We start from the raw sequence: 24667 nt of genomic DNA on the forward strand, positions 1-24667 counted from the left end.
TCCCGGCGACGACATGATCATCGGTCATACCCGTACCCGAGATCCGAAGACTGCTCACCGCACTCGTAGTGCGATCAACCCACCCACCAGAACGCGTCCGGGCTTGGTCCCGACGGCGCAGACGACGCCGACACCAAGCCCGAACCTGCCACTACCGACGACGCGGCCACCCCTGACGAACTGCCGTTGCAGGATCAGTAGACCGAGAGATGGACGTGGTTGGTGTGGTCGCTGGACGGGTCGCCGTTGGCCCCGCTGTACGACTTCCACCCGCTGCTGGGCAGCCAGATCTGGCGGTACCAGATCACGTAGAGCACGGCGAGCCGGTCGGCGTTGCGTACGAAGTACGCCGCTAGGTTGTTTCCGTACGTCCGGTCGCCGCCGCTGGCGTCGCCGCCGAAGCCGCCCTTCTGGGCCGCGAAGTCGCAGGCCCGACCCTTCGGATGCTCGCCCGAGCCGCCCGGGCGGTAGCAGGAGACGTACCGGGTGAAGCCCGCCGCCTTGGCCTGGTTGAGCGCGTGCAGGGTGCGGGGGGTGATGCAGCCGTTGGCGGGGGTGGGGTCGTTGACGCTGCACGACTCGGAGGGCCAGGAGCCGTCGGAGTTGCGCGGTGCCGCCTTCGCCGTCTTGTTCGAGGTGCCGCCGGGGGAGCCGCCCCCAGCGGCGGACTGCTGCTTGCGGTTGGCGACCGTCAGCGCCCGTTCGGCCTGTTCCTTGCGCTTGGCCATCACGGTGACCTGCTTGCGCTGTTCCCGGATCTCGCCGTCCAGGGCCAGCTTGGTGCGGGCCGCCTCGTCGCGCGTCCCCTGGAGTTCGCGCAGGGCGCGGTCCTCGTTGGCGGCCACCGCGTCGAGGGCGGCGGCCCGGTCCATGAAGCCGTCGGGTGAGTTGCTGTTGAGTAGGGCGGAGGCGACGCCGAGCCGGCCGGTGCGGTACGCGACCCCGGCGATCTCCCCGACCTTCGCGGCGCGCTCGGTCAGCTCGGCCTCGTTCGTCTTCAGCTGGGCGGCGAGCTGCTGCTGCCGCTTGACCGACGTCTCCAGGGCGCGCTTGGCGTCCAGGTAGCCCTTGCTGGCGGCCTCCAGCTGCGCGCGCAGGGCGGGGGTGCCGCCCTCCTCGTCCTGCCCGGGTGCCGCGGCGAGCAGGCCGGCGCGGGCCGCGGCCGCCGGGGCGGCGGTGACCGGTGCCACCGCGGTGCCGAGGGCGAGCGCCGTGGCGATCAGGGCCGCCACGCGGGCGGCACGTCGTCGTACAGGTGCCATCACTGGCATACACGTGTCCTTCCGTCAGCCGCCGACCGGGTTAGCTGACGGGTTCGGGACGGAAGATCCCTACCGCTGACGCGGATGCACCCCACGAACATGGTTCCCCGGTTCGCCCCGTCGGGCGATTAGGCGGCGGCCACCGCCGGCACCGGTGGGTGCCGCCTGGCGGAGGCCGAAGCCGAGCCTACCGGTGCCGCTGTGACTGGCGCAGCGGAGGTGACTGACGGTGCGCGTCCACACACGGTCAAATCCGGCATAGCGCGACAATATCATCTCAGAATTAAGGCGCAGCTCATTACCACTCAACCGCCCCGCAGGCCCCGGTGGACGCTCCCGGCTCGATCTGCAACGTGGCGTGCTCGATCCTGAAGTCCTCGTGCAGCGCCGCGCGGGCGGCGCCGAGCACCGCGCCGACCTCCGCGTCGGGCGCCATGGTCAGGTGCGCCGAGGCCACCTCCATCCCGGAGGTCAGCGTCCAGACGTGCAGGTCGTGCACCTCGGCGACGCCGGGCACGGCGGCCAGCCTGTCGTGCACCGCGGTGACCTGGAGGTGCTCCGGAGCGGCCTGCACCAGGATGCGCAGCGCGGCCCGCCCGAGTCGCCAGGTGCGCGGCAGGATGAACACCCCGATCGCGACCGCCACCAGCGGGTCGGCCCACCACCAGTCGGTGACGGTGATCAGCAGGGCCGCCCCGATCACGCCGAGTGAGCCCAGGAGGTCGGCCAGCACCTCCAGGTACGCGCCCTGGACGTTGATGCTCTCCTGCGCCCCGGAGCGCAGCAGCGCGAAGGCGCCGACGTTGGCGAGCAGGCCGAGCACCGCGACCGCGAGCATCGGGCCGGCGAGCACCTCCGGCGGGTCGCCGAAGCGGCGTACCGCCTCGATGACGACGTAGACCGCGACGCCGGAGAGCAGCACGGCGTTGGCCAGCGCGGCGAGCACCTCCAGCCGGTAGAGGCCGAAGGTGCGCTGCGGGTCCGCCCCCGCCCGGCGGGTGGCGGCGATCGCCGCGAGCGCCATGCCGATGCCGAGCACGTCGGTGAACATGTGCCCGGCGTCGCTCAGCAGGGCCAGCGAGCCGGTGCGGAAGGCCGCGACCGCCTCCACCACCATCAGGCCGGCGAGCAGCCCGAAGGCGGCCCAGAGTCGACCCCGGTGGCGGTGTGCGGCGTTCGCCACCGAGCCGTGATGGTGGTCATGACCAGCGCCCACGCGCCACCCCCCGTCCAGGCGTCCCGATCCGCGTCCAATCTATGCTCACATCGCAATGTGTGCAAGTAAGTCGGAGACCCCGGCCGGTCGGCCAGGGGGACGCCGGCGGGGCGAAGTGGGGTGGGCCCGGCGGCCTCAGCCGGTCGGGTCGACGGTGGTCAGCCGCTGGGTGGCCCGGGAGAGCGCGACGTAGAGCGTGCGCACCCCGGAGCCGGGGTCGGCCCGGATCTCGCCCGGGGCGACGAGGACGACCCCGTCGTACTCCATGCCCTTGGCCTCCAGGCTGGTGACCACCTGCAGGCGCGGCGCGCCCAGCCCGGCCAGCCAGCCGGCCACCTCGTCGCGGCGGGGCACCGGGGTGATCACGCCGACGGTGCCCTCGACCTCTGCCAGCAGCGCGGCGGCCGCCGCCACCACGGCGGCCCGCAGCTCCGCCGGCGGCACCGCCAGCTCGACCGGGTCGACGCCGGTCGAGCGCACCGCCCGGGGCAGCGGGAGGTCGGGGTGCAGGCGGCGGATCTCGGCCGCCGCCACCGCGAAGATCTCCGCCGAGTTGCGGTAGTTCGTGGTCAGGGTGAAGCGGTGCCGCCTGCGTCGCCCCAGCGCCTGGTCCCGGGCCCGGTCCAGCTCGTCCGGATCGCCCGTCCACGCCGTCTGCGCCGGGTCGCCCACCACGGTCCACGAGGCCAGCCGGCCGCGCCGGCCGATCATGCGCCACTGCATCGGCGAGACGTCCTGCGACTCGTCGACGACCACGTGGGCGTACTCCCGGTAGTCCTCCGGGCGCTCCCGGGCCGCCTCACGGGCGGCGCGCTGCCGGTCGGCGAAGGTGCTCAGCTCCCGGACGCCGCCGGCGAGCTGGAACGGGTCCCGCTTCGCCCGGGCGGGCCGCAGCGGCTTGCCGAGCAGCGCGTCCAGCTCGTCCAGCAGCGCGACGTCGGCGATCGTCAGCCCGTCGTCGTCCAGACGCCGGTACGCGTCGGCCAGCAGCCGGATCTCGGCCCGGGAGAGGATCCCCAAGGCGTAGCGGTGCAGCCGGTCCGGGCGGGCCAGCCAGCCCAGCACGTGCCGGGGGTGCAGCCGGGGCCACCACGCCTTGAGGAACTCCCGGAACTCCGGCCGCTCGGCGATCTCGTCCTCGAACGCGCGCTGCTCGGGCAGCCGCCCGACGCCCAGCCGGCGGGCCTGCGCCCAGAGCGCCGCGAAGACCCCGTCGAAGCCCGCCCGGCGGATCTCGTTGCGCCGGGCGCCCCGGGGCATCGCCCGGTCCCGGATCCCGTCCAGCTCGCGGCGCTCCAGCCGGAGCAGCTGCCCCCGGTAGAGCAGGCGCAGCTCGGTCGGGCCGCCCGGCACCGCGTCCCGGGCCGCCCGCTCCAGCACCCGCCGCATCCGCAGCGAGCCCTTGACGGCCGCCACGGCCGGCGGATCGGTGCGGGTGGCGCTCATGCCGGGAAAGAGCGTGCCCAGCGAGTGCAGGGTGGCGGTCTCCTCGCCGAGCGAGGGCAGCACCGAGGCGATGTACTCCACGAAGACCGAGGAGGGGCCGACCACCAGGATGCCGCCGCCGGCGTACCGGCTGCGGTCGGAATAGAGCAGGTACGCGGCGCGGTGCAGCGCGACCGCCGTCTTGCCGGTGCCGGGGCCGCCGGACACGAGCGTCACGCCCGAGCCGGGGGAGCGGATCGCCTCGTCCTGCTCCCGCTGGATGGTGGCGACGATGTCCCGCATGCCCCGGCCGGTGGCCTTCGACAGCGTCGCCAGCAGCGCGCCGTCGCCGACCACCGCCATGTCGGCGGGCGCGGCGACCGGGTCGAGCAGGTCGTCCTCGATCCGGGTGACCCGCTCGCCTGAGGACTGGATCGTGCGCCGCCGCACCACGCCCAGCGGCTGCGCCGGGGTGGCCTGGTAGAAGGCGGCGGCGGCGGGGGCCCGCCAGTCGACCACCAGAGTGGACGCGTCCTCGTCCCGGATGCCGAGCCGCCCGACGTGGAACACCTGCCGGTCGAGCAGGTCCAGCCGGCCGAAGACCAGGCCCTCGTGCTCGGCGTCCAGCATGTGCCGCCGCCGCGCGGCGTGGAAAACCATCGCGTCCCGCTCGACCAGCGCCCCGAAGTTGCCCACCCGGGCGAGCCGGTAGCCCTCCTTCTCGGCGCTGACCGCCGACCGGCGCAGCTCGGCCAGTCGGGCGTACACCCGGTCGAGATGCCGCTGCTCGACGGCCATCTCCCGCTCCAGGGTGGTCTGGTCGGTCACCGCTCGCTCCTCCTGACGTCGGCGGCGGGCGGTGCGATCCGGGTGAACCGCGCCAGGCCAACCGCAAGAGGGTACGGCCCGCGCGCCACCGGCGGCGGCACCGGAGTGGGAAAGGAACCCGCGTCACACGCTCCCGGATCCGCCCGACCCGACCCGACCGCGCGCCGCCGGGGCGCCGCTCCCGGGGGCGGCGAGCACCCGGTCGAGTACGCCGCCCACGGCGTCGTTGACCTCGTCGGGGCGTTCCATCATCAGCATGTGGCCGCCGCCCGGGCAGACGGTCAGTTCGGTCGCCGGCAGCGCGGCGGCGATCGACTCGGCGCACGGCGGCGGGGTGAGCCGATCCCGGTCGCCGACGAGCGCGGCCGCCGGCAGGTGGGCGAGCGCAGTGAGGGTGTCCAGCCGGTGCTGCGTGCCGATGGAGGCGCGGAACCCGCCGATCGAACGCAGCGACGCGCGGGCCACCGCCGAGGTGACCAGCCGGATGTCGTGCGGGTCGCAGCGGTCGCCGAAGAGCATCCAGCGGATGCTCGGACGCAGCGCGCGCAGCAGCGCCCGGGGCGGCCGCCAGGACCCGCAGCGGGCCAGTACGCCGGCCCCGGTGGTCTCGGCGAGCCGGATCAGCCGGGCGATGCGGGGCGAGAGGCCGTAGGCGGTGTGCGTGTGGCCCTCGGCCGTCGTGGAGACGAAGACCAGCCCGGCCGTGCGGGCGGCGAAGTGCTCGGGGTGGCGGTGCGCGTACTCCATGATCGTCATTCCGCCCATCGAGTGCCCGACGAGCACCACCCGACCGGCCGGGGCCACCTCGTCCAGCACCGCGGCCAGGTCGTCGCCGAGCTGCGCCAGCGTGGCGGTGGGCAGCGCCATGCAGCTCGACCGGCCGTGCCCGCGGGCGTCGTAGGCGACCACCCGCACCGCGTCGCCGAAGCGCCGCCGCAGGTCGGTGAGCTGCCGGTGCCAGGCCCGCGCGTCGAGTGTCCAGCCGTGCAGCAGCACGACGGTCACCCCGGCCTCGGCCGGGCCGGTCGTCTCGACGTGCAGGCGTACGCCGTCGGGAAGACGTACCTCCACGTCCTCCGGCATCGCCACCTCCCCAGGGCCGTACGGAACCGCGACACCGGGAATACCCGGTGGTAACACCGGCTACCCGTCATCAGACCACGACAACCGTCCCGGTGAGAAGATTCGCAACCGGCTCCGCGCTTGCCACGCGCCCGCCACGCTGAAGGCCATGGGGTCGCCCCGGACCGCGCTGGCCGAACTGCTCGCCGGCAACCGCCGCTTCGTCAGCGGTCAGCCGGTGCACGGCCACGACGTCACGGCCGCCGCCGCGGCGGCCTCGGGCGACCAGCAGCCGTACGCGGTGCTGCTCGGCTGCATCGACTCGCGGGTGCCGCTGGAGGCGATCTTCGACCAGACGTTCGGCTCGATCTGCGTGATCCGCACCGGCGGGCACGTGCTCGACCGGGCCGTGCTGGGCTCCATCGAGTACGTGGTCGGCGAACTGGGCGTACCGCTGGTGATGGTGCTCGGCCACGAGCGGTGCGGCGCGGTCGCCGCCACCGTGGACGCGCTGCGCGGCGGGACGTCGCCGGGCGGCGCGCTGGCCCACCTGGTCGACCAGATCGCCCCGGCGGTGACCGAGGTGGGGGTCGACGACCCCCGGGTCCGGCCGATGGCCGTCCGGCGGCACGTGCTCCGTACGGTGGCCGCCCTGCGCGCCGACCACCTGCTCGCCGCCCCGGTCGCGGCCGGCCGGCTCGCGGTGGTCGGCGCGCTCTACGACCTGGCGACCGGCGAGGTGGCCCTGTTGGAGGCGTGACGAGGCACCGCGCGGGTGCCGCGGACGCGGAACCGCCCGCCGGGATGATCCCGGCGGGCGGTTCGGGTGCCGCGTGGGGAGGCTCAGCCCTCGAAGACGCCGGCCTCGACGAGGCGCTTCTCGGTGGCGTCCCAGCCGTCACCCGGGTGGGTGGCGTTGAGGTTGTTGAGCTCGGCCCGGATCTTCGCGGCGTGGCCGGCGGCAGCCAGCACCCGGATCTCCTCGACGAAGGCCTCGGAGTCGGTGCGCAGGTGCGCGGTCTTGCCGTTGGTCAGGTTCCGCACGTAGGCGTGCTTGCCGCCGTTGAGCGGGATCAGGTACTTGAACTCGCCCAGCACGCTGAGGGCGCCACCCTGGCCAGCCTGGCCGGCCCGGACTGACGCGCGCGCGGTCTTAGAGGTGTTGCTCGCCACGGAGGTACTCCTTGCAAGACGTACGGGAGGACGGAACGTCCGGGGGCTGTTGCGGGCGACACCCGGTGGGTGAGGCCCGCGAAGATGTGCGCGGCACAGGCCGCCGATGGAACTGTACACGAACACGGTCCCTGGCTGGTCATCGCGTCGTGGGGGTCAACCGGGCCACCCGTCCGGCTATTCCGACCGCGAATTCTCCGATTCCCTGGCGCACCATCCGTCACACCAGTCATCATGTGTTGCAGCAACCACCCGGGTGGTCGAGGTCGTAGGGGAAGACGCACCTCGCTCTCCGGGAGGTCACCGTGCCAACGCGTGGCGTCGTATACGTCCACTCGACCCCGCTCGCCGTGTGCTCACACGTCGAGTGGGCGATCGCGCGCGTCCTCGCCGCGCCGGTCAACCTGCAGTGGACGGCTCAGCCCGTCGACCCCGGCGTCCGCCGGGCCGAGTGCGGGTGGACCGGCCGTCCGGGGACGGGCGCCGAGCTGGCTGCTGCCCTCCGGCAGTGGCCCATGATCCGTTTCGAGGTGACCGAGGAACCGAGCCCCGGCGCGGACGGCGAGCGCTTCATGTACGTGCCCGGGCGCGGTCTCTTCCGGGCGACCGTCGGGGCGGCCGGCGACATCCAGCTCGGCGAGGACCGGCTGCGCGCCATCATGGCGGCCGCCCGGGCGCCGGAGGCCCTCGCGCACGCGCTCGACAAGGCGCTGGGCACCGCGTGGGACGCGGAGCTGGAGCCCTACCGGTACGCGGGCGACGGCGCCCCGGTGACCCTGCTCACCCGCGTCGGCTGAACCGCCCAGCCCGGGGCCGGGGCCGGCTCCCCGGACGGGTGAAGGTCAAGTTGCCCCGATAAGGGGCGAACTGGTGGGATGGGGCCCGTGTCGACTACCCCGCGACGTGCCGGCGTCGCGCTCGCCGCCCTGACCGCGCTGTTCGTCTCCGGCTGCACCGGGCCGGCCGAGCGCCGTGCCGCCCCGGTGCCCACCAGCGCCGCCCCGGCGGACACCCCGACACCCGGCGCCAGCGTCCCCGCCGCCGACCCCGCCGCCCGCGCCGTCGCCCTCGTCGGCACCCTGGCCGACGAAGATCTCGTCGGCCAGGTGCTGATGCCGTACGCCTACGGCGACGCCGCCACCCGGGTGTCGCCCGGCTCGGCCGCCGGCAACCAGGCGCTGGGCGGGGTGGACACCCCCGCCCAGATGGTCGAGAAGTACCGGCTGGGCGGGTTGATCCTGGTCGGCTTCAGCGCCGACGACCCCACCAAGGGCAACCAGGAGACGACCAACGTCGACAACCCGAAGCAGGTCCGCGCGCTCACCGACGGCCTGCGCGGCGCCGCCGCCCGACTGCCCGCCGGGCAGGCGCCCTTCCTGATCGGCACCGACCAGGAGTACGGCGTGGTCACCCGCGTCACCGACGGGGTGACCCTGCTGCCCAGCGCCCTCGCCGCCGGCGCGGCCGCCAGGCCCGAGCTGACCGAGGCCGCCTGGCGGGCGGCGGGCGCCGAACTCGCCGCCATGGGGATCAACCTCGACTTCGCCCCCGTCGCCGACGTGCTCGCCACCCGCAGCACCGTGATCGGCTCCCGGTCGTACGGGGCGGATCCGAAGGTGACGGCGGGGCAGGTCGCCGGCGCGGTCCGTGGCCTGCAGGCCGCGGGCGTGGCGGCCACCGTCAAGCACTTCCCGGGCCACGGGCACAGCGCCGCCGACTCGCACGAGGGACTGCCGGTCCTCGGCCAGCCCCGCAGGACGCTGGAGAGCGGGGCGTGGCCGCCCTTCTCCGCCGGCATCGACGCCGGCGCGATGGCCGTGATGTCCGCCCACCTCGACGTCCGGTCGGTGGACCCCGGCACCGCGGCGACCTTCTCGCACAAGCTGCTCACCGGCGTGCTCCGCGGCCAGCTCGGCTTCCGGGGCGTGGTGATCACCGACGGGATGAACATGCCCCCCGCCAAGCGCTGGTCGCCCGGCGAGGCGGCGGTGCGGGCGCTGAAGGCCGGCAACGACCTGATCCTGATGCCGCCGCACGTCGGCAAGGCCTACGACGGGCTGCTCGCCGCCCTGCGCGACGGCTCGCTGCCCCGGGCCCGCCTCGTCGAGGCCGCGACCCGGGTGCTGACCATGAAGTTCAAGCTTGCCGACCGGCCCGCGCCGGAACTCTCCACGCTGGGCGGCCCGCAGCACCGCAAGGCGGTGGAGGACCTGGCCGCGGCGGCGGTGACGGTGCTGCGCGGCGCCTGCGGCGGCGGCGTACGGGGACCGGTGACCGTCAGCTCCTCGGGCGGGCGGGACCACACCCGGGCGGCGCTGACCGAGGCGCTCAAGGCGGCCGGGGTCGAGGTGGTGGCCGGCGGCGGCACGGTGGTGCACCTCGTCGGCTACGGCGACGGCGCCGGCGACCTGCGCGCCGACGCCGCCGTCACGGTCGCCATGGACACCCCGTACGTGTTGGCGAAGGCGAAGTCACCGACCCTGCTGGCGACCTACTCGTCCAGCCAGGCGTCGATGACCGCCCTCGCCGGGGTGCTCGCCGGCAAGACCCGCCCGGAAGGCCGCTCCCCGGTGCGGGTGACCGGCCTGCCGGCCACCACCTGCCGCGCCTGACCGGCTCAGTCGCGGTTGATCCGGGCCGACTGCTTCGCCAGCTGGTACGCGGGCAGCAGCTCCTCGACCTCCGGGGCGTCCAGGGTGAACACCACGCTGTGGCGCCAGGCGGACATGACGACGGCCCGGTCGCGGTAGGTCCCACCGTCCTCCTTGAAGTAGCTGGCCTCGACGGCGTCCATGGTGCCGGCCCTGACGCGCCGGTACTCGGCGTCGGCCGCCTTCGCCGAGTATGCGGTCAGGAACCTCTCGAACCGCTGCTGGGTGCTGCCGGGGTCGCCCCGCCAGACCCGGAGGAAGCCGACGGCGCCGGTGGGCCGGGCGTCGAGTTCGCAGATCATGGTGAATCCCACGAGGCCGGCCTCGCCGAACTTCGCCGACGTCCTGACCGCCTCGACCTTCCACCCCGCCGGCACCGAGAACGTGACCGGCAGCTCGCAGGGCGTGCCCTTGCCGCCGACGGTGACACCGGCGGGCGCCGCCACCACCTCGTCGTGCCAGGGCGGGCCGGGGGTCACCGGCGAGGTGGTGGGGCTCGGCGGGGCCGACGGCGAGCCGGCGCTCGACGGCGACTCCCCGCCGTCGGCGCAGCCGCCGGTCAGCGCGACGGTCAGCGCCGCGAGCACGGCGACGCGGGTACGACGTTCCATGGTGTCCATTCCCGATGGCGACGAAGGCCGGCCCAGCAAAGCGGCGCGGACCGGCGACGTCAACCCGGTTGGTCCACCGGTGCCGCGCGCAGGGCCGCCACCAGCCACTCCACGGCGGGCACCGCCGGCGGGAACGGGGGCCGCCGGTTGAGCACCCCGATCAGCTGCCAGTAACGCTCCACCTGCCGGTCGGTGAAGGCCGCGATGCCCTCGGCGAGCGCGAGCCGTTCGGCGCCGGACAGCCCCGGGTCCACCATCTCGTCGAGCACCGCCCGCGCGCGCCCCGAGTTTGGGGCGATCCCGGCGGCGAGCGCGGCGCGCGCCGGCTCGACGGAGGGCATCGCCGGCGGCGGGGACGCCGCCGCCCCGGCCACCGCCATCGCGCGGACCCGCAGCCGGAACGCGGGGTCGGCGACCAGCCCGGCCAGCTCCACCCAGGCGTCCACCTCCTCGTCGGTGGGGTCGTCGGGCAGCTCGGCGGGGAGCGTCCGCATCGCCTGCGCCAGCCCGTCACCGCCCGGGCCGGTCGGCACACCGCCGAACACCTCGGCGACGAAATCGTCGATGATCTGCTGCCGCTCCCGCGCGGAGAGGCGGGCCAGGTCGTTCACCAGTCTCAACTCCTCGGTCGTGCTGCCACGTCGGGCGACCGACCGCAACACCGCCCGGCGCAGCCGCAGCGCGCGGATCTCCGCGTCCAGGGCGCGGCCGTGCGCCTGCGCCACCTCCCGGACGCTGGTCCGCCGCTCCAGGATCCGCCGGACGTCGTCCAGGCCGAACCCCAGCTCCCGCAGGCTCCGCACCAGGTCCAGCCGGGCCACGGCGGGCGCGTCGTAGAGCCGGTACCCGCCGGCCGACCGGGCGGTCGGTGGGAGCAGGCCGAGGTCGGACCAGAAGCGGATCGTCCGGACGGAGAGGCCGGTGCGGCGGGCGAGCTGCCCGATGGTGAACAGGTCGGTGCGGTCGTCCACGTCGAGAAGCCTCCCGCCTCCGGCCGCTGGAGAGTCAAGCAGGAAAATCCCCTGGCTTCCGTCCGCCCCGCCTGGCACCCTCGGCGCACATGGGGACGGCTGAGGGTTTCGCGTACGTCGAGCGGTCGGACGGCACGGTGGTGATCACGCACCACGGCCGGGCGGCCGGCACCCTGCGCGGCGGCCGGGCGGCGGAGTTCCTCGCCGAGGTCGACGGCGACCCGCAGCTCGTGATGGCCCGGTGGACCGGCAACTACCGTCGGGGCAACGAGCGGGCCGCCCGCCAGCACCCCCGCAACCGCGGCTGAGCCACGCGGCAGGGCCCGCGCCGGCCCTGCCGGTGGCCGCCCTGAGCGCCGTGGCCGCCCTGGAGTGGGATGTTGCCGTGGGCGCCCCGGGCGGCCGGGGCCGCGGCGAGGGCCTCGGCGATGCGGCGGCGGGTCTCGGCGGGGGCGATGACGTCGTCGACGACACCGATCTCCAGGCGCGGTTGACGCCGCCGGCGACGCGGATCTGCTCCTCGACCAGCTGCGCGCGGAGGGCCTCGCGCTCCTCGGCGGGCGCGGCGGCGAGCCTCCTGCGGTGCAGGATGTTGACCGCGGCGCTGGCGCCCATGACGGCGACCTCCGCGTTCGGCCAGGCGAACACGGCGGAGGCGCCCAGGGAACGGGAGTTCATCGCGATGTACGCCCCGCCGTAGGCCTTGCGGGTCACCAGGGTGACGCGGGGCACGACGGCCTCGGCGAAGGCGTGCAGCAGTTCCGCACCCCGGCGTACGACCCCGTCCCACTCCTGGCCGAGGCCGGGGAGGTAGCCGGGGACGTCGACCAGGACGATCAGCGGCACGCCGAGGGAGTCGCACATCCGCACGAACCGGGCGGCCTTCTCGGCGCTGGCGGCGTCGAGGCAGCCACCCAGGCGCAGCGGGTTGTTCGCCACCACCCCGACGGTGCGGCCGGCGAAGCGGCCCAGGGTGGTGACCACGTTCGGCGCCCGCCTGGCGTGCAACTCCACGCCGGGGGCGTCCAACAGCGCCTTGACCACCGGCCTGACGTCGTAGGCCTGGTTCGGCTCCGCCGGCATCCTCGCCGCCAGGTCGTGCCCGGCCCCGTCGGCGGAGACGTCGTCGGGCGACAGCCGGCCCTGCCGGCCGAGCAACGCCGCGAGCCTGCGCGACTCGGCCAGCGCCGTCTCGTCGTCCGGGCAGGTCACGTGGACCACCCCGGAGCGGCGGCCGTGCGGCTCCGGCCCACCCAGGCGCGCCATGTCGACCTGCTCGCCGGTGACGCTACGCACCACCTCAGGGCCGGTCACGAAGATCCGGCCCGCCCCGCTCATCACCACGATGTCGGTCAACGCCGGCCCGTACGCCGCCCCGCCGGCCGCCGGGCCCAGCACCGTCGAGATCTGCGGCACCCGACCCGACGCCCGCACCATCGCCGCGAACACCTGACCCACCGCGTCGAGCGCGACCACGCCCTCGGCCAACCGCGCCCCACCCGAGTGCCACAGCCCCACCACGGGCACCCGCTCCCGCACGGCGGTGTCGATCGCGTCCACGACGTGCCGGCACCCCTCGGTGCCCATCGCCCCGCCCATCCGGGTCGCGTCCGTCGCGTACGCGACCACCGGCGCGCCCTCGACCTCACCCCGCGCCCACAGCACGTCCGAGGCGTCCCGCGGCACCGACAACCGCAGCGAACCGGCGTCGAACAACGCCCGGAGCCGGACCTCCGGATCCCGGTGGTCCGCGCCGGGCGTGGCGTCCACGCCGACGGTGGCGGTGCTGGTCACGTGAGCCCCTCCAAGGCTGTGCTGCGCTCAGGCCCGCGTGAAGACGAGGGCCACGTTGTGGCCGCCGAAGCCGAACGAGTTGTTGAGCGCGGCGGGGATGTCCATGCGCCGCGGCTCGTTGGCGGCGACGTCCAGGCTGAGTCCGTCGTCCGGGTCGTCGAGGTTGATCGTCGGAGGCACGACACCGTCGCGGATCGCCAGCACGGTGGCGATCGACTCGAGCGCGCCCGCCGCGCCCAGCAGGTGACCGGACATCGACTTGGTCGAGGTCAGCACCGGGTGGTCGCCCAGCGCCGCCCGCAGCGCGGTGATCTCGGCCACGTCGCCGACGGGGGTCGACGTGGCGTGCGCGTTCACGTGCACGATGTCCTGCCTGGCGACGTCCGCGTCCGCGATCGCCATCGCGATGGCCCGGATCGCGCCCTCGCCCTCCGGGTGCGGCTGGACGATGTCGTAGCCGTCGGAGGTGAGGCCGGCCCCGGCCAGCCGGGCGTAGACCCGGGCACCCCGGGCGGCGGCGTGGTCCGCCCGTTCCAGCACCACGATCCCCGCGCCCTCGCCCAGCACGAAACCGTCGCGGGCCTTGTCCCAGGGCCGCGAGGCCAGCTCCGGCTCGTCGTTGCGGGTCGACATCGCCCGCATCGAACTGAACCCGGCGATCGGCAGCTGGTGGATGACCGCCTCGGTGCCGCCGGCCACCACCACGTCGGCCCGGCCGGCACGGATCATGTCCATGCCGAGCGCGATGGCCTCCGCGCCGGTCGCGCAGGCGCTGGCCACCGAGTGCACCCCCGCCTTCGCGCCCAGCTCCAGCCCCACCCAGGCGGCGGGCCCGTTGGGCATCAGCATCGGAATGGTGTGCGGGGAGACCCGGCGCGGGCCGGACGCCTCCAGGATGTCGTCCTGGGCGAGCAACGTCAGCGCGCCGCCGATGCCGGAGCCGACGCTGACGCCCAGCCGCTCCGGGTCCAGCCCGGAGTCGGCCAGGCCGGAGTCGGCCCAGGCCTGCTGCGCCGCGATGAGCGCGATCGCCTCGGAACGGTCCAGCCGACGCAGCTTGACCCGGTCGATGACGCCGGTCGGTTCCACCGCGAGCTGGGCGGCGATCCGGACCGGCAGTTGCGCGGCCCACTCCTGGGTGAGCGGACTCACCCCGGAGCGGCCGGCGAGCATGGCGTCCCAGGTCGACGCGACGTCCCCGCCCAGCGGGGTGGTCGCGCCGAGCCCGGTGACGACGACGTCGGTGTGAGCCATGATCAGGACTGCGCCTCGATGTAGGTGACGGCGTCCCCGACGGTCTTCAGGTTCTGCACCTCGTTGTCCGGGATCTTGACGCCGAACTTCTCCTCGGCCGCCACCACGACCTCCACCATGGAGAGCGAGTCGACGTCCAGGTCGTCGGTGAAGGACTTCCCCTCGGCCACGTCGTCCGGGCTCACCCCGGCAACCTCTTCGAGGATCTCGGCGAGGCCGGCGGTGATCTCGTCACGGGTCATTGCGGTTGGTTCCTTTCATTGGTGGATCACTTCGACGGCCGACGACGCCGGCCGTCACTCCCCGGCGCAGCTCGCCGGAGGGGGTTTCAGGGGCAGCGGACGACCTGACCGGCGTAGGTCAGGCCGCCGCCGAAGCCGAAGAGCAGCACCGGGGCGCCCGAGGGCACCTCCCGCCGCTCGACGAGCTTCGACAGAGCCAGGGGGACGCTCGCCGCCGACGTGTTGCCGGACTCGACGATGTCCTTCGCGATGATCGCGTTCGAGATGCCGAGCCGCTTGACGATGCCGTCGATGATCCGGGTGTTGGCCTGGTGCGGCACGAAGGCGGCCAGCTCCGACGGTTCGACCCCGGCGCGCTCGCACGCGAGCCGGGCCAGCGGCGCCAGCTCCGTGGTGGCCCAGCGGAAGACCGACTGCCCCTCCTGCTGGATCGAGGGCCGCCAGCCCTCGATGCGTACGGCGTCGCCTCTCTCCGGAGCCGAGCCCCAGACGACCGGGCCGATGCCGGAGGGCTCGCCCTCGGCGGTGGCCGACACCACCGCCGCGCCGGCACCGTCGGCGAAGATGATGCAGGTGGAGCGGTCCGTCCAGTCGACGATGTCGGAGAGCTTCTCCGCGCCGATGACGAGGGCGTTGCGCGAGGCGCCGGCCCGGACGGCGTGGTCGACGGTGCCCAGCGCGTAGGCGAAGCCGGAGCACGCCGTGTTCAGGTCGTACGCGCCGGGAGCGGTGATGCCCAGCTTGGCGGCGACCCGGCAGGCCACGTTCGGGCTGCGGTCGGCGGAGCTGCACGTCGCGACCACGACGAGGTCGATGTCGGCGGCGGTGAGACCGGAGTTGGCCAGCGCCTTGCCGGCGGCCGCGGCGGCCATGTCGGCGACCGACTCGCCGTCGGCGATCCGCCGGCTGGCGATGCCGACCCGGTCCCGGATCCACTCGTCGTTGGTCTCGACGAGCTGGGCGATGTCCTCGTTGGTGACCACCCGGGAGGGCTGGTAGTGCCCGAGCGCGGCGATCCGGCTGCCGGCCATCAGAGCTGTCCTTCCGTTCGCGACCGCGGGACCCGCGACCCCGGCTCGTTCCTCGCACTCACGCGTGACCTCCGATTCGGACGAGCGGCTGGCCCGGTGCCACCGGGTCGTCGTGGTGGGCGAGCCACTCGGTGAGCACGCCGCTGCCGTGGGCGGTCACCTCGACCGGGCCCTGCCGGGTGGCCACGTGGCCGACGACCTGGCCGACGCGGAGCGGCTCGCCCTCGGCGAGGCCCTCCGCCGGCTGGAAGGTGCCGGCCGACGGGGCCACCACCACCCGGAACTGCATGGTCGGCTCGTGGCCCGGCGCCATTCCGTGCCGGGCGACGAGGTCCCGGGCGGCGGGCAGGTCGTCCGGGGTGTTCAGGGTGACGATCTCCGGGACGCCGGCCTCCTTCAGCTCCCGTTTGAGCAGGCCCGAGAGCGTGCCGGCCGGAGGCAGCTCGATCACGCCGGTCACCCCCAGGTCGGCCAGCGTACGCACGCAGAGGTCCCAACGCACCGGCGCGGTGACCTGGCGGACGAGGCGCTGCACCATGTCGCGCCCGTGGTCGACCGCGGCGCCGTCGAGGTTGGACAGCAGGATCCGGGCCGGGTCGGCGGGGGTGATCCCGGCGGCCACGGCGGCCAGCGCCGCCTCGGCGGGGGCCATGTACGGCGTGTGGAACGCCCCGGCCACCTTCAGGCGGATCACCCGCGCCCTGGCGGGCGGCTCGGCGGCGAGCTTCTCCAACCCCTCGATCGAGCCGGCGGCGACGAACTGGCCGGCCCCGTTGTGGTTGGCCGGGTGCAGCCCGTGCGCGGCGATCGAGGCGAGCACCTCGCCGGGGTCGCCGCCCAGCACGGCGGCCATCCCGGTCGGCTCCAGCGCGCAGGCCGCCGCCATCTCCCGGCCGCGTACGCCGGCCAGGGTGATCGCCGCCTCCGCCGGGAGCACCCCGGCCAGCGCCGCCGCCCCCAGCTCGCCCACGCTGTGCCCGGCGGTGAGCGTGACGTCGTGCATCGGCAGGTGCTCGGCGGCGAGCAGCGCGGCGGCGACCAGCAGCGGCTGGGTCCGGGCGGTGTCCCTGATCTCGTCGGCGTCGGCCACGGTCCCGAGGTGCAGCAGGTCCACCCCGGCCGACGCCGACCACCAGCGCAGCCGCGCCTCGGTGCCGGCGAGGTCGAGCCAGGGAGTCAGGAAGCCGGGCTTCTGGGAACCCTGGCCGGGCGAGAGTACGGCGAGCACGTCTATGACTCTCCCGGATACGCGTGGGTAGCGCTGTGCCGCCCCCGACCAAACCACACTAGGACCTTTGGGGGGATCCTACAAAGATCGGCGGCGATCATCACCCGTGTGCGGAGCTTTGCCGTTGCTCGCGGCCAATGTCGGGGTTGGTGCCATCGGGACCACCGGGTCGAGCCGGCCGACGGTGAGGGCCACCTGGAGCGCGAACGTGTCCCGCGCCGCCAGCGGCGAGAAGCCCGTGACGTCGGCGATGCGCCGCAGCCGGTAGCGCACCGTGTTCGGGTGCACGAAGAGTGTCCGCGCGGCGCTCTCCAGCGTGCCGCCGGCCGCGAGGAAGGCGTCCAGGGTCCCGAGCAGTTCGCCGCCGGCGCGCACCAGCGCGGCGTAGACGTCGTGCCGCAGCCGCCGGCGCGCCTCCGGGTCGCCGGCCAGCGCCCGCTCCGGCAGCAGGTCGTCCGCCGGCACCGGGCGGGGCGCGGCCGGCCAGGCCGGGGCGGCGCGGAAGCCGGCCAGCGCGGCGCGCGCCGACTCGGTCGCCTCGTCCAGGCTCGGCACGGCCGGACCGACCACCACCGGCCCGTCGCCGAACGCGTCGAGCAGCTTGCCCGTGGCCGCGACCGGGTCGGCGGCACCACCGAGGACGATCACCAGACGGTCCCCGTGCACCCCGCCGATCACCTCGGTGCCGATGCGCCGGGCCTGCCGGTGGACGGTGTGCAGCACGGCGGAGACCTCCCCGCCGGGGGACCGGCCGACCGCCACCGCCACCGGCGGGGCGTCCGCCCAGCCGAGCGCCGCCGCGCGGCTCGCCAGCACGTCCGGCGTGTCGCCCCGCAGCAGCGCGTCGACCAGCAGAGCCTGCAACCGGGCGTCCCAGGAGCCGCGCGACTCGGCGGCGCGGGCGTACACCCGGGCGGCGGCGAAGGCGATCTCCCGGGAGAACCGCAGCACCGCCTCGCGCAGCTGCCGCTCCTCGCCCGGCGCCGCCAGGTGCGGCACCTGTTCCTCGACCACGTCGATCATGACCTTCACCAGCGCGACGGTCTGCTGGAGGCTGATGGAGCGGGCGAGCGCCTGCGGCGCGGTGGCGAAGACCTCGTCGGAGACCTCCTGGGTGCTGTCCGCCGTGCCACCGCCGTCGCGCAGCCACTGCACCAGGGACCGGGCGCCCGCCTGGGCCACCAGCATGACCCAGGAGCGGTGGTCGGGCGGCAGGCCGCGGAACCAGGGCAGGCTCTCGTCCATCCGGGCCACGCTGGCGGTGGCCAGCGCCCCCGCGGCCCGCTCGATCCGGCGCAGCGTGGCCGACAGCTCCGTCCCGTCCGGCTCGCTCACCGCCCCAGCCTGACACGCCCCGACCAGCGGCTCGCCGCCGGGCGGGGCGCGGGCACCGGCCCGCCCTGCCGTGCCGGCGGGCGGCGAGCCCGGGGCGGGTCAGGACGGCGGGGGGACGGGCAGGCCCAGCTCCTGGGCCAGGATGGCGGCCTGTACCCGGCTGCGCAGGTCCAGCTTGGCGAGGATCCGACTGACGTGGGTCTTGGTGGTGCTCCCGGCCATCGCCAGCCGGTCGGCGATCTGCTGGTTGGACAGCCCGAGCCCGAGGCAGGCCAGCACGTCGCGCTCCCGGGGGGTCAGCGCGGCCACCGCCGTCCGGGCCGCGGCGGTGGCGGCCGGGGCGGCCGCCGCGAACGCGGTGATCAGGCGGCGGGTGACCGCCGGGGCGATGAACCCCTCGCCCCGGGCGACCGTCCGCACCGCCGCCACCAGCCCTTCGGCGTCGGTGTCCTTGAGGACGAAGCCCGCCGCGCCGGCCCGCAGCGCCCCGAAGACGTACTCGTCGAGGTCGAAGGTGGTGAGCACGAGCACGTCGGCGAGCCGGTCGGCGACGATCTCCCGGGTGGCCGAGATGCCGTCCAGCCGGGGCATCCGCACGTCCAGCACCGCGACGTCCGGGCGCAGCTCCCGGCAGAGCCGGACGGCCTCCACGCCGTCGTCGGCCTCGCCCACCACCTCGACGCCGGGCGCGCCGGCCAGGATCAGCGCCAGCCCGGCCCGCACCGCCGGCTGGTCCTCGGCGAGCAGCACCCGGGTCACCTGGGCCATGACACGTCCCGTCCCCTCACGACGCCACCCCGGTCGGCAGCTCCACCCGTACCCGCCAGCGTCCCCGCGCCGCGCCGGCCGAGAAGCGCCCGTCGAGCAGCACCGCCCGCTCCCGTATCCCGATCAGGCCGGCGCCCGCGCCGGTCGGGGCGCCCCGGTCGGCGCCGACCGGGTTCTCCACACCCACCACCACCCCCGCCGGCTCGTACGCCACCAGCAGGTCGGCCTCGCCGGCGCCGTGCTTGAGCGCGTTGGTCAGCGACTCCTGCACGATCCGGTACGCGGCCAGGTCCACCCCCACCGGCAGCGCGCGCGGCTCGCCGCGCCGGGTCACCCGGACGGCCAGCCCGGCGGCGCGGGCCCGGTCGACCAGCCCGTCGAGTTCGCTGAGCCGGGCCCGGGTCGCCTCGTCCGACGCGTCGACGGGCGAGCCGCCCTCCGCCGGCTCGCGCAGCAGGCCGATCATCTGCCGCATCTCGCCCAACCCCTGCACGCTGCTCTCCCGGATCACCCGCAGTGCCGACTCGACCTGCGAGCGGTCGAGCCCGGGCACGGAGAGCGCGGCCGTGGCGTGGATGGCCACAGCGCTCAGGTGGTTGGCGATCACGTCGTGCAGCTCGCGGGCCATCCGGGCCCGTTCCGCGATCACCGCCTGCCGGCGGTCAAGCTCCACCAGCCGCGCCGTCTGCTCGGCCCGGGCCCGCTCGGCGACCGCCTGGTCCCGGTACTGCCGCACGCTGAGCCCGGTGAGCACCGGCAGCACCCCGGCCAGCACCACCGGCACCCCGAACCCCACGCCCCGCCAGTCGCCCGTCAGCAGCACCCCGGCCGCCGTGCCGAGGACGCTCAACCCGACCATGACCCGGAGCAGCCGGCGCCAGGTCCGCGCCGAACCGAACACGCACGCGTCGTAGAGCACCTGGGTGTAGACGAGGACGGTGCCCAGCGAGCCGCCCATCGCGAGGTCGGCCAGCGTCGCCACCGTGCCCAGCGCCAGGCTGCCCCGGGTGGCGACGCGGCGCAGGCCCACCGCCGCGCAGACCGCCGTCAGCGGCAGCAGGAACAGCGGTTCCGGCACGTCCGGGCGCCAGGACAGCTGGGGCTGCGTGCCCAGGCCGTACATCACCACCCCACCGAGCAGGGACGCGCCGGCGAGCGCGAGGTCCCGGCCGGCGGTGCCGGGCCGGAGCCAGGTCCGCGGTCGCATGGACCGATCCCACCACACCGGCCGCCGGCCGGACTCAGACCGGCGGAGGACTCCGCCCACGCCCGCGTCCCCCGAAAGACCTACCCCGCCGCCCGCCGACCCGTCACCCTCCGGGGTGGGCCGGGGCGGAAGACGATCTCCCCGCGCGGGCGCTGCGTCGATCCGGGTCCGGCTGCACGACCGGTCCGCCCCGGCCAGTACGGTGACAGGGCCCGTCGGAGCGACCCGGCGGGGTGGGGGCGACGCGTGAGGAGACCGGGATGGCGCACGGGGAGGCCGAGCACGGCTGCGCCCAGGGTGAGCCCTGCCGGCCCGGACACCACGAGCAGCAGGCGGCCGCCAAGCACCGCCGGTTGCCCGGCGGGTTCCCGGCGGAGGCGCCGGCCCGCATGCCCGAGCGCGACGACGACGTCACGGTGCCCCGGCAGCGCACCGCCGAGCCCGCCTCCCACGGCGAGGCGGAGCCGCCCGCCGCGCCGGGCTGCCAGAGCGACCTGCCCGGCTGGGCCGGCGGGCACCGGCACGGCCCGGTCCGTCCCCGGCGGCGCGCCGCCCGCCGCGAGCGACCGCCACGCCGCTGGTGCTGACCCTGGGCAGGCCGTCCGGCCGCTAGCGTGATCGGCGTGAAGGCGATCGCGATCGACGCGTACGGCCCGGCCGACCTGCTCACCCTCCAGGAGCTTCCCACCCCGCCCGTCGGGCCGGACACGGTGCTCGTCCGGGTCCGGGCGGCCGGCGTGAACCCGGTCGACTGGAAGGTGCGCGAGGGGGAGCTGGCCGGCGTGATCCCGGGTCACTTCCCGCTCGTCCCCGGCTGGGACGCGGCCGGGGTGGTCGAGGCGGTGGGGCCGGCGGTGACCGGGTTCGCGGTGGACGACGAGGTCGTCGGGTACGTCCGACGCGACCACGTCCAGTACGGCACGTACGCCGAACTCGTCCCGGCGCCCGAGCGGACGCTGGCGGCCCGGCCGGTCCGGGCGTCCTGGGCACAGGCGGCCGGACTGCCGCTGGCGGGTCTCACGGCATACCAGGCACTGCTGTCGGCCCGCACCGGCGCCGGCGACACGGTGCTGGTGCACGGGGCGTCGGGCGGGGTGGGTCACCTCGCGGTGCAGATCGCCCGCGCGCTCGGCGCGGACCGCGTGATCGGCACGGCCGGCGCGGCCAACCACGACTTCGTCCGCTCCCTGGGCGCCGAGCCGGTCGCGTACGGCGACGGGCTGGCCGACCGGGTCCGCGCGATCGCGCCCGACGGGGTGGACGTGGTGCTCGACCTCTTCGGCGGGGCGGCGCTCGACGTGTCGGCCGGGCTGATCACCCGCCCGGCGCGACTGGTCTCCACGGCGGACCCGGAGCACGTCACCCGCCTGGGCGGCAGTTATCTGTTCGTCAAGCCGTCGACCGTGGACCTGGGGGTGCTCGGCGGGCTCGTCGACGCCGGCCGGCTGAGCGTCCACGTGGCACGGACGTTCCCGTTGGCGCGGGCCGCGGACGCGCACCGCCTGGTCGAGGCGGGGCACGTGCGCGGCAAGGTGGTCCTGGAGGTCTGACCCGGCGGGCGCCGGGTTCAGCGGGTGCGGCGGCGGACCAGCAGCGCGATCCCGGCGAGGCCGGACGTGATGACCAGCACCACCGCGACGTTGAGCAGGAGCAGCCGCTGCAACTCGCCGAGCGCCTCGTCGAGATCCTTCGCCGGGTTGAGGGCGTCCTCCGGGATGACCCGCTCGCCGCCGCCGACGCCGCCGCTGACGGTGTCGAACTGCCGCTCCAGCGGTACGCCGGCGGTGCGCAGGGTCTCCGACATGCTGAGCCGGCCGAGGAACCAGCCGGCGACGGCCTTACGGGCGTCCGGCTGCTTGGCCGGGCGGTAGACGCGCGGCCCGCCGACCGCCTTCGGGTAGAGGTCGTAGGTCTGCTTCGGGACGTCACCGGCGAGCACGACGACCGTGTACTTCGGACCGAGCTCGGCGGCCTTCGGCCCGGTGGCCTGGCCGGTGCGGCCGAGGAAGTTCACCTGGTCGATGATCGCCACCACGTGTCCCGGGTGCGCCTCGGCGTGCAACCGCAGCGGCTCGGCGAGCCCTTCCCCGGTGATCTGCACGGCCGCGGGCACCGGCTTCGGCGCCGCCGTCGCCGTCGCGGCGAACCCGAGCGACAGGACCGCCGCCGCGAGCCCGCCCGCCAACATCGCGACCATCCGCCGCATCGTTCGGACCATCGCCGCCTCCTCGCCCCGTTCGATGGATGGCTTCGCTGCAGGTCACGCGCGTTGGATGGCCGACGGAGTGACCAACCCGGCGCCGGGTGCCACCCTCAAGACTGCGCAGAACGTCGATCGGTTGCAGCTCGTGGAACAGTAATTGGAACTATCTGTGATCCCGGCCCGACCAATGAACGTCGGCCGTTGGTCAGCGGGCGGATCGTACCTTTACGGAGGGGTTCATGGGGGGCAGGTTCCCACGCACGGCACGTACCTGGCCAGTGGTGTTCGGCGTGGCGCTCGGTGTGTCGCTGGTGTTGCCGGCCGCGCCGGCGGCGGCCCACAACTCGCTGACCGGCAGCGACCCGCGCGACGGCGCCCGGGTGGCCCAGGCTCCGGCCAAGATCGAGCTGCGGTTCCTCGCGAAGGCGGACCCGGCTACGACGAAGATCACAGTCACCGGGCCCGACAACGTGGCCGCGCTGGGCGGCGCGCCGGCCTTCTCCGGCTCCCGGGTGAGCGTCCCGTTCAAGCCGGGCCGGGCCGGGCTCTACATCGTCGGCTACCGGGTGGCCTCCAGCGACGGGCACCCGGTCTCCGGCGAGGTGCGGTTCACCCTCACCACCGGCACCCCCGCCGAGTCGTCGGCCGTCGCGCCCACCGCGTCGGCCGCGCCGTCACCGACGGGGAACGGGCCGGCCTCGGCGGTGCCGTCGCCGACGAACGCGGCGCCGACGGGCCCGGGCGCGGCGGCGGTGCCGGCGTCGCGGGAGGACGACGCCTCCGGGCGCGGCTGGCTGTGGGCGCTGGGCGGTGCGCTGCTCCTCGCCGCCCTCGCGGCGGGCCTGCTGCTCCGCCGCCGCGCCGCCCGTCGCTGAGTCGGCGACGCGTCGGCACCCGCCCCTGACGCGTCGGCGCCCGGCCCGACCGGGCCGGGCGCCGACGGCGTACGCCTTCGGGGTCGGTTCAGACCAGGCGGACCCGGGCGGCGCGCAGCCGGCTCAGGGCGCGCTCGCGGCCGAGCACCTCCAGCGACTCGAACAGCGGCAGCCCGACGGTGCGGCCGGTGACCGCGACGCGCACCGGGGCCTGCGCCTTGCCGAGCTTCAGGCCGCGCTCGGCGCCGACCGCCTCCAGCGTCGACTTCAGCGACTCCGCGTCCCAGGACTCCAGCGCCTCGAACGCCGCCGTGGCGGCGTCCAGCAGCTCCGCCGAACCCTCCTTCATCGCCTTGGCCCAGGCGGCCTCGTCGACCAGCGGCGAGGCGAGGAAGAGGAAGTCAACGTTCGGCACGATCTCGCTGAGCACCGCGATCCGGGTCTGCGCGAGCGGGGCCACGGCCGCGAAGGCCTCGGCGTCGAACTCCTCCGGCTGCCACGGCGGCGGGGCGATGGTGCCGGTGCCGGTCAGCCACGGCCGGCAGACGTCGACGAACTCCTCGACGGATAGCGCCCGGATGTACTCGCCGTTGAACGCGCGCAGCTTCTTCTCGTCGAAGAACGCCGGCGAGGGGTTGACCTCCTCCAGCCGGAACTCCTGCTCGATCACCGACCACTCGACGATCTCCCGGTCGCCCGAGGGCGCCCAGCCGAGCAGCATCAGGTAGTTGCGCATCGCCGCGGCGAGGTAACCCTCGTCCCGGTACGCCTCCAGGGCCACCTTGTCCCGGCGCTTGGAGAGCTTCTGCCGCTTCTCGTTGACCACCACGGGCACGTGCGCCCAGACCGGCGGCTTCACCCCGAGGGCGTCCCAGAGCAGCTGCTGCTTCGGGGTGTTGGGCAGGTGCTCCTCGGCCCGGACCACGTGGGTGATCCCCATGGTCATGTCGTCGACCACGTTGGCGAGCAGGAAGACCGGCGAGCCGTCGCCCCGGGCGATGACGAAGTCCTCGATCAGCTTGTTCTCGAAGGTCGGCTCGCCGCGGATCAGGTCGACCACCACGGTCTCGCCCTCGTCGGGCGTGCGGAAGCGCAGGGCGCGCCCCTCGCCGGCCGGCAGGCCCCGGTCCCGGCAGAAGCCGTCGTAGCCCTGGTACTGCGAGCCGGTGCGGGCCTGCACGGCGTCGCGGGTGCAGTCGCAGTAGTACGCGCGGCCGGCGTCGTGCAGCCGCGCGGCGGCGGCCCGGTGCTCGCCCGCGTACGCCGACTGGAAGTACGGGCCCTCGTAGCTGTCGCGCTCGATGCCGATCCAGTCCAGCGCGGAGAGGATGCCCTCGGTCCACTCCGGCTTGTTGCGGGCCGCGTCGGTGTCCTCGATGCGGAGCACGAACACCCCGCCCTGCTGCTTGGCGTAGATCCAGTTCTGCAACGCCGAGCGGGCGCCGCCGACGTGGAACATACCGGTCGGGGAGGGGGCGAAGCGTACACGTACCGTCACGTCCCCAGCCTACGGCGGCCCGCGACGGGATTC

At 75.0% G+C, this 24667-nt stretch carries 23 protein-coding genes, 1 pseudogene and 1 riboswitch; of the genes and pseudogenes, 7 read left to right on the top strand and 17 right to left on the bottom strand.

The window, feature by feature from the left end; all coding sequences use genetic code 11:
• Positions 1-194: 194 nt before the first annotated feature.
• The 4 genes from V6V16_RS06090 to V6V16_RS06105 all read right to left on the bottom strand — a co-directional run bounded on the left by V6V16_RS06090 (position 195) and on the right by V6V16_RS06105 (position 5814).
• Entirely contained in the window at positions 195-1262 is a 1068-nt protein-coding gene (locus V6V16_RS06090) for a coiled-coil domain-containing protein (RefSeq protein ID WP_334560502.1), read from the bottom strand.
• A gap of 13 nt (positions 1263-1275) precedes the next feature.
• Positions 1276-1407: riboswitch (cyclic di-AMP (ydaO/yuaA leader) on the bottom strand.
• A gap of 153 nt (positions 1408-1560) precedes the next feature.
• On the bottom strand, positions 1561-2478 hold the full coding sequence (locus V6V16_RS06095) for a cation diffusion facilitator family transporter (protein ID WP_334560254.1): 918 nt from the start codon (positions 2476-2478) through the stop codon (positions 1561-1563).
• A 135-nt stretch (positions 2479-2613) separates the two neighbouring features.
• A complete protein-coding gene (locus V6V16_RS06100; protein ID WP_334560255.1) occupies positions 2614-4731 on the bottom strand; it encodes a HelD family protein in 2118 nt (705 codons plus the stop codon).
• A 123-nt stretch (positions 4732-4854) separates the two neighbouring features.
• Entirely contained in the window at positions 4855-5814 is a 960-nt protein-coding gene (locus V6V16_RS06105; RefSeq protein WP_334560257.1) for an alpha/beta fold hydrolase, read from the bottom strand.
• A 148-nt stretch (positions 5815-5962) separates the two neighbouring features.
• On the opposite strand from V6V16_RS06105, the gene V6V16_RS06110 reads away from it, so the two are divergent.
• Positions 5963-6553 (top strand): carbonic anhydrase, encoded by a 591-nt coding sequence (locus V6V16_RS06110; RefSeq protein WP_334560258.1) that lies wholly within the window; start codon positions 5963-5965, stop codon positions 6551-6553.
• A gap of 83 nt (positions 6554-6636) precedes the next feature.
• On the opposite strand, the gene V6V16_RS06115 is transcribed toward V6V16_RS06110, so the two are convergent.
• Positions 6637-6966, bottom strand: coding sequence for a hypothetical protein (locus V6V16_RS06115; protein WP_334560261.1), 330 nt, complete (start codon positions 6964-6966; stop codon positions 6637-6639).
• Positions 6967-7271: 305 nt separating this feature from the next.
• Here V6V16_RS06115 and V6V16_RS06120 point away from each other — a divergent pair, with 305 nt between their 5' ends.
• Positions 7272-7763 carry a DUF3145 domain-containing protein gene (locus tag V6V16_RS06120; protein WP_334560263.1) on the top strand — a complete coding sequence of 164 codons (492 nt, stop codon included), beginning with the start codon at positions 7272-7274 and terminating at the stop codon, positions 7761-7763.
• A gap of 78 nt (positions 7764-7841) precedes the next feature.
• The gene (locus tag V6V16_RS06125) at positions 7842-9578 is read left to right on the top strand and encodes a glycoside hydrolase family 3 protein (RefSeq protein ID WP_334560265.1); all 1737 of its coding nucleotides are present in this window, start codon (positions 7842-7844) and stop codon (positions 9576-9578) included.
• A 5-nt stretch (positions 9579-9583) separates the two neighbouring features.
• Here V6V16_RS06125 and V6V16_RS06130 read toward each other — a convergent pair whose 3' ends face one another.
• Together V6V16_RS06130 and V6V16_RS06135 are read right to left on the bottom strand one after the other, a co-directional pair.
• Positions 9584-10228 carry a lipoprotein gene (locus tag V6V16_RS06130; RefSeq protein ID WP_334560267.1) on the bottom strand — a complete coding sequence of 215 codons (645 nt, stop codon included), beginning with the start codon at positions 10226-10228 and terminating at the stop codon, positions 9584-9586.
• A gap of 59 nt (positions 10229-10287) precedes the next feature.
• Positions 10288-11199, bottom strand: a complete 912-nt coding sequence (locus tag V6V16_RS06135; protein WP_334560269.1) for a helix-turn-helix domain-containing protein — start codon at positions 11197-11199, stop codon at positions 10288-10290.
• An 89-nt stretch (positions 11200-11288) separates the two neighbouring features.
• On the opposite strand from V6V16_RS06135, the gene V6V16_RS06140 reads away from it, so the two are divergent.
• A complete protein-coding gene (locus V6V16_RS06140; RefSeq protein WP_334560272.1) occupies positions 11289-11507 on the top strand; it encodes a hypothetical protein in 219 nt (72 codons plus the stop codon).
• Between the two features lie 62 nt (positions 11508-11569).
• On the opposite strand, the pseudogene V6V16_RS06145 reads toward V6V16_RS06140, so the two are convergent.
• From V6V16_RS06145 to V6V16_RS06180, 8 genes and pseudogenes are all read right to left on the bottom strand, one after another.
• Positions 11570-12969, bottom strand: a pseudogene (locus V6V16_RS06145) (acyl-CoA carboxylase subunit beta); the annotation flags it as partial.
• A gap of 51 nt (positions 12970-13020) precedes the next feature.
• The gene (gene fabF, locus V6V16_RS06150) at positions 13021-14247 is read right to left on the bottom strand and encodes a beta-ketoacyl-ACP synthase II (RefSeq protein WP_334560274.1); all 1227 of its coding nucleotides are present in this window, start codon (positions 14245-14247) and stop codon (positions 13021-13023) included.
• Between the two features lie 2 nt (positions 14248-14249).
• Positions 14250-14489: an acyl carrier protein gene (locus V6V16_RS06155; RefSeq protein ID WP_334560278.1), complete on the bottom strand. Its 240-nt coding sequence runs from the start codon at positions 14487-14489 to the stop codon at positions 14250-14252.
• An 86-nt stretch (positions 14490-14575) separates the two neighbouring features.
• On the bottom strand, positions 14576-15520 hold the full coding sequence (locus tag V6V16_RS06160; protein WP_334560281.1) for a beta-ketoacyl-ACP synthase III: 945 nt from the start codon (positions 15518-15520) through the stop codon (positions 14576-14578).
• A gap of 58 nt (positions 15521-15578) precedes the next feature.
• Positions 15579-16748: an acyltransferase domain-containing protein gene (locus V6V16_RS06165; RefSeq protein WP_334560283.1), complete on the bottom strand. Its 1170-nt coding sequence runs from the start codon at positions 16746-16748 to the stop codon at positions 15579-15581.
• A gap of 78 nt (positions 16749-16826) precedes the next feature.
• On the bottom strand, positions 16827-18110 hold the full coding sequence (locus tag V6V16_RS06170; RefSeq protein WP_334560505.1) for a PucR family transcriptional regulator: 1284 nt from the start codon (positions 18108-18110) through the stop codon (positions 16827-16829).
• Positions 18111-18182: 72 nt separating this feature from the next.
• Positions 18183-18851, bottom strand: coding sequence for a response regulator transcription factor (locus tag V6V16_RS06175; RefSeq protein ID WP_334560288.1), 669 nt, complete (start codon positions 18849-18851; stop codon positions 18183-18185).
• A gap of 16 nt (positions 18852-18867) precedes the next feature.
• Positions 18868-20058, bottom strand: a complete 1191-nt coding sequence (locus V6V16_RS06180) for a sensor histidine kinase (protein WP_334560290.1) — start codon at positions 20056-20058, stop codon at positions 18868-18870.
• 260 nt (positions 20059-20318) lie between these two features.
• Between V6V16_RS06180 and V6V16_RS06185 the strand changes: the two genes are divergently transcribed.
• Both V6V16_RS06185 and V6V16_RS06190 read left to right on the top strand, forming a co-directional pair.
• Positions 20319-20645, top strand: coding sequence for a hypothetical protein (locus V6V16_RS06185; RefSeq protein WP_334560292.1), 327 nt, complete (start codon positions 20319-20321; stop codon positions 20643-20645).
• Positions 20646-20681: 36 nt separating this feature from the next.
• Complete coding sequence (locus tag V6V16_RS06190) at positions 20682-21608, top strand: NADP-dependent oxidoreductase (RefSeq protein ID WP_334560295.1); 927 nt, start codon at positions 20682-20684, stop codon at positions 21606-21608.
• Positions 21609-21625: 17 nt separating this feature from the next.
• Here the strand turns inward: V6V16_RS06190 and V6V16_RS06195 are convergent, their stop codons facing one another.
• A complete protein-coding gene (locus V6V16_RS06195) occupies positions 21626-22276 on the bottom strand; it encodes a hypothetical protein (RefSeq protein ID WP_334560297.1) in 651 nt (216 codons plus the stop codon).
• A 275-nt stretch (positions 22277-22551) separates the two neighbouring features.
• Between V6V16_RS06195 and V6V16_RS06200 the strand changes: the two genes are divergently transcribed.
• Complete coding sequence (locus tag V6V16_RS06200) at positions 22552-23136, top strand: copper resistance CopC family protein (RefSeq protein WP_334560299.1); 585 nt, start codon at positions 22552-22554, stop codon at positions 23134-23136.
• A gap of 88 nt (positions 23137-23224) precedes the next feature.
• Here V6V16_RS06200 and gltX read toward each other — a convergent pair whose 3' ends face one another.
• Entirely contained in the window at positions 23225-24634 is a 1410-nt protein-coding gene (gltX, locus tag V6V16_RS06205) for a glutamate--tRNA ligase (protein WP_334560302.1), read from the bottom strand.
• Positions 24635-24667 lie beyond the last annotated feature (33 nt).

This window comes from Micromonospora sp. CPCC 205561 (assembly GCF_036906775.1).
Taxonomy (GTDB): domain Bacteria; phylum Actinomycetota; class Actinomycetes; order Mycobacteriales; family Micromonosporaceae; genus Micromonospora.

What these genes read in the sequence shown, in the direction of transcription:
- V6V16_RS06090 (WP_334560502.1), bottom strand. Translation starts at nt 1,262, where the DNA reads ATGGCACCTGTACGACGACGTGCCGCCCGCGTGGCGGCCCTGATCGCC.
- V6V16_RS06105 (WP_334560257.1), bottom strand. Translation starts at nt 5,814, where the DNA reads ATGCCGGAGGACGTGGAGGTACGTCTTCCCGACGGCGTACGCCTGCAC.
- V6V16_RS06110 (WP_334560258.1), top strand. Translation starts at nt 5,963, where the DNA reads ATGGGGTCGCCCCGGACCGCGCTGGCCGAACTGCTCGCCGGCAACCGC.
- V6V16_RS06125 (WP_334560265.1), top strand. Translation starts at nt 7,842, where the DNA reads ATGGGGCCCGTGTCGACTACCCCGCGACGTGCCGGCGTCGCGCTCGCC.
- V6V16_RS06130 (WP_334560267.1), bottom strand. Translation starts at nt 10,228, where the DNA reads ATGGAACGTCGTACCCGCGTCGCCGTGCTCGCGGCGCTGACCGTCGCG.
- V6V16_RS06140 (WP_334560272.1), top strand. Translation starts at nt 11,289, where the DNA reads ATGGGGACGGCTGAGGGTTTCGCGTACGTCGAGCGGTCGGACGGCACG.
- fabF (WP_334560274.1), bottom strand. Translation starts at nt 14,247, where the DNA reads ATGGCTCACACCGACGTCGTCGTCACCGGGCTCGGCGCGACCACCCCG.
- V6V16_RS06155 (WP_334560278.1), bottom strand. Translation starts at nt 14,489, where the DNA reads ATGACCCGTGACGAGATCACCGCCGGCCTCGCCGAGATCCTCGAAGAG.
- V6V16_RS06160 (WP_334560281.1), bottom strand. Translation starts at nt 15,520, where the DNA reads ATGGCCGGCAGCCGGATCGCCGCGCTCGGGCACTACCAGCCCTCCCGG.
- V6V16_RS06175 (WP_334560288.1), bottom strand. Translation starts at nt 18,851, where the DNA reads ATGGCCCAGGTGACCCGGGTGCTGCTCGCCGAGGACCAGCCGGCGGTG.
- V6V16_RS06180 (WP_334560290.1), bottom strand. Translation starts at nt 20,058, where the DNA reads ATGCGACCGCGGACCTGGCTCCGGCCCGGCACCGCCGGCCGGGACCTC.
- V6V16_RS06185 (WP_334560292.1), top strand. Translation starts at nt 20,319, where the DNA reads ATGGCGCACGGGGAGGCCGAGCACGGCTGCGCCCAGGGTGAGCCCTGC.
- V6V16_RS06195 (WP_334560297.1), bottom strand. Translation starts at nt 22,276, where the DNA reads ATGGTCCGAACGATGCGGCGGATGGTCGCGATGTTGGCGGGCGGGCTC.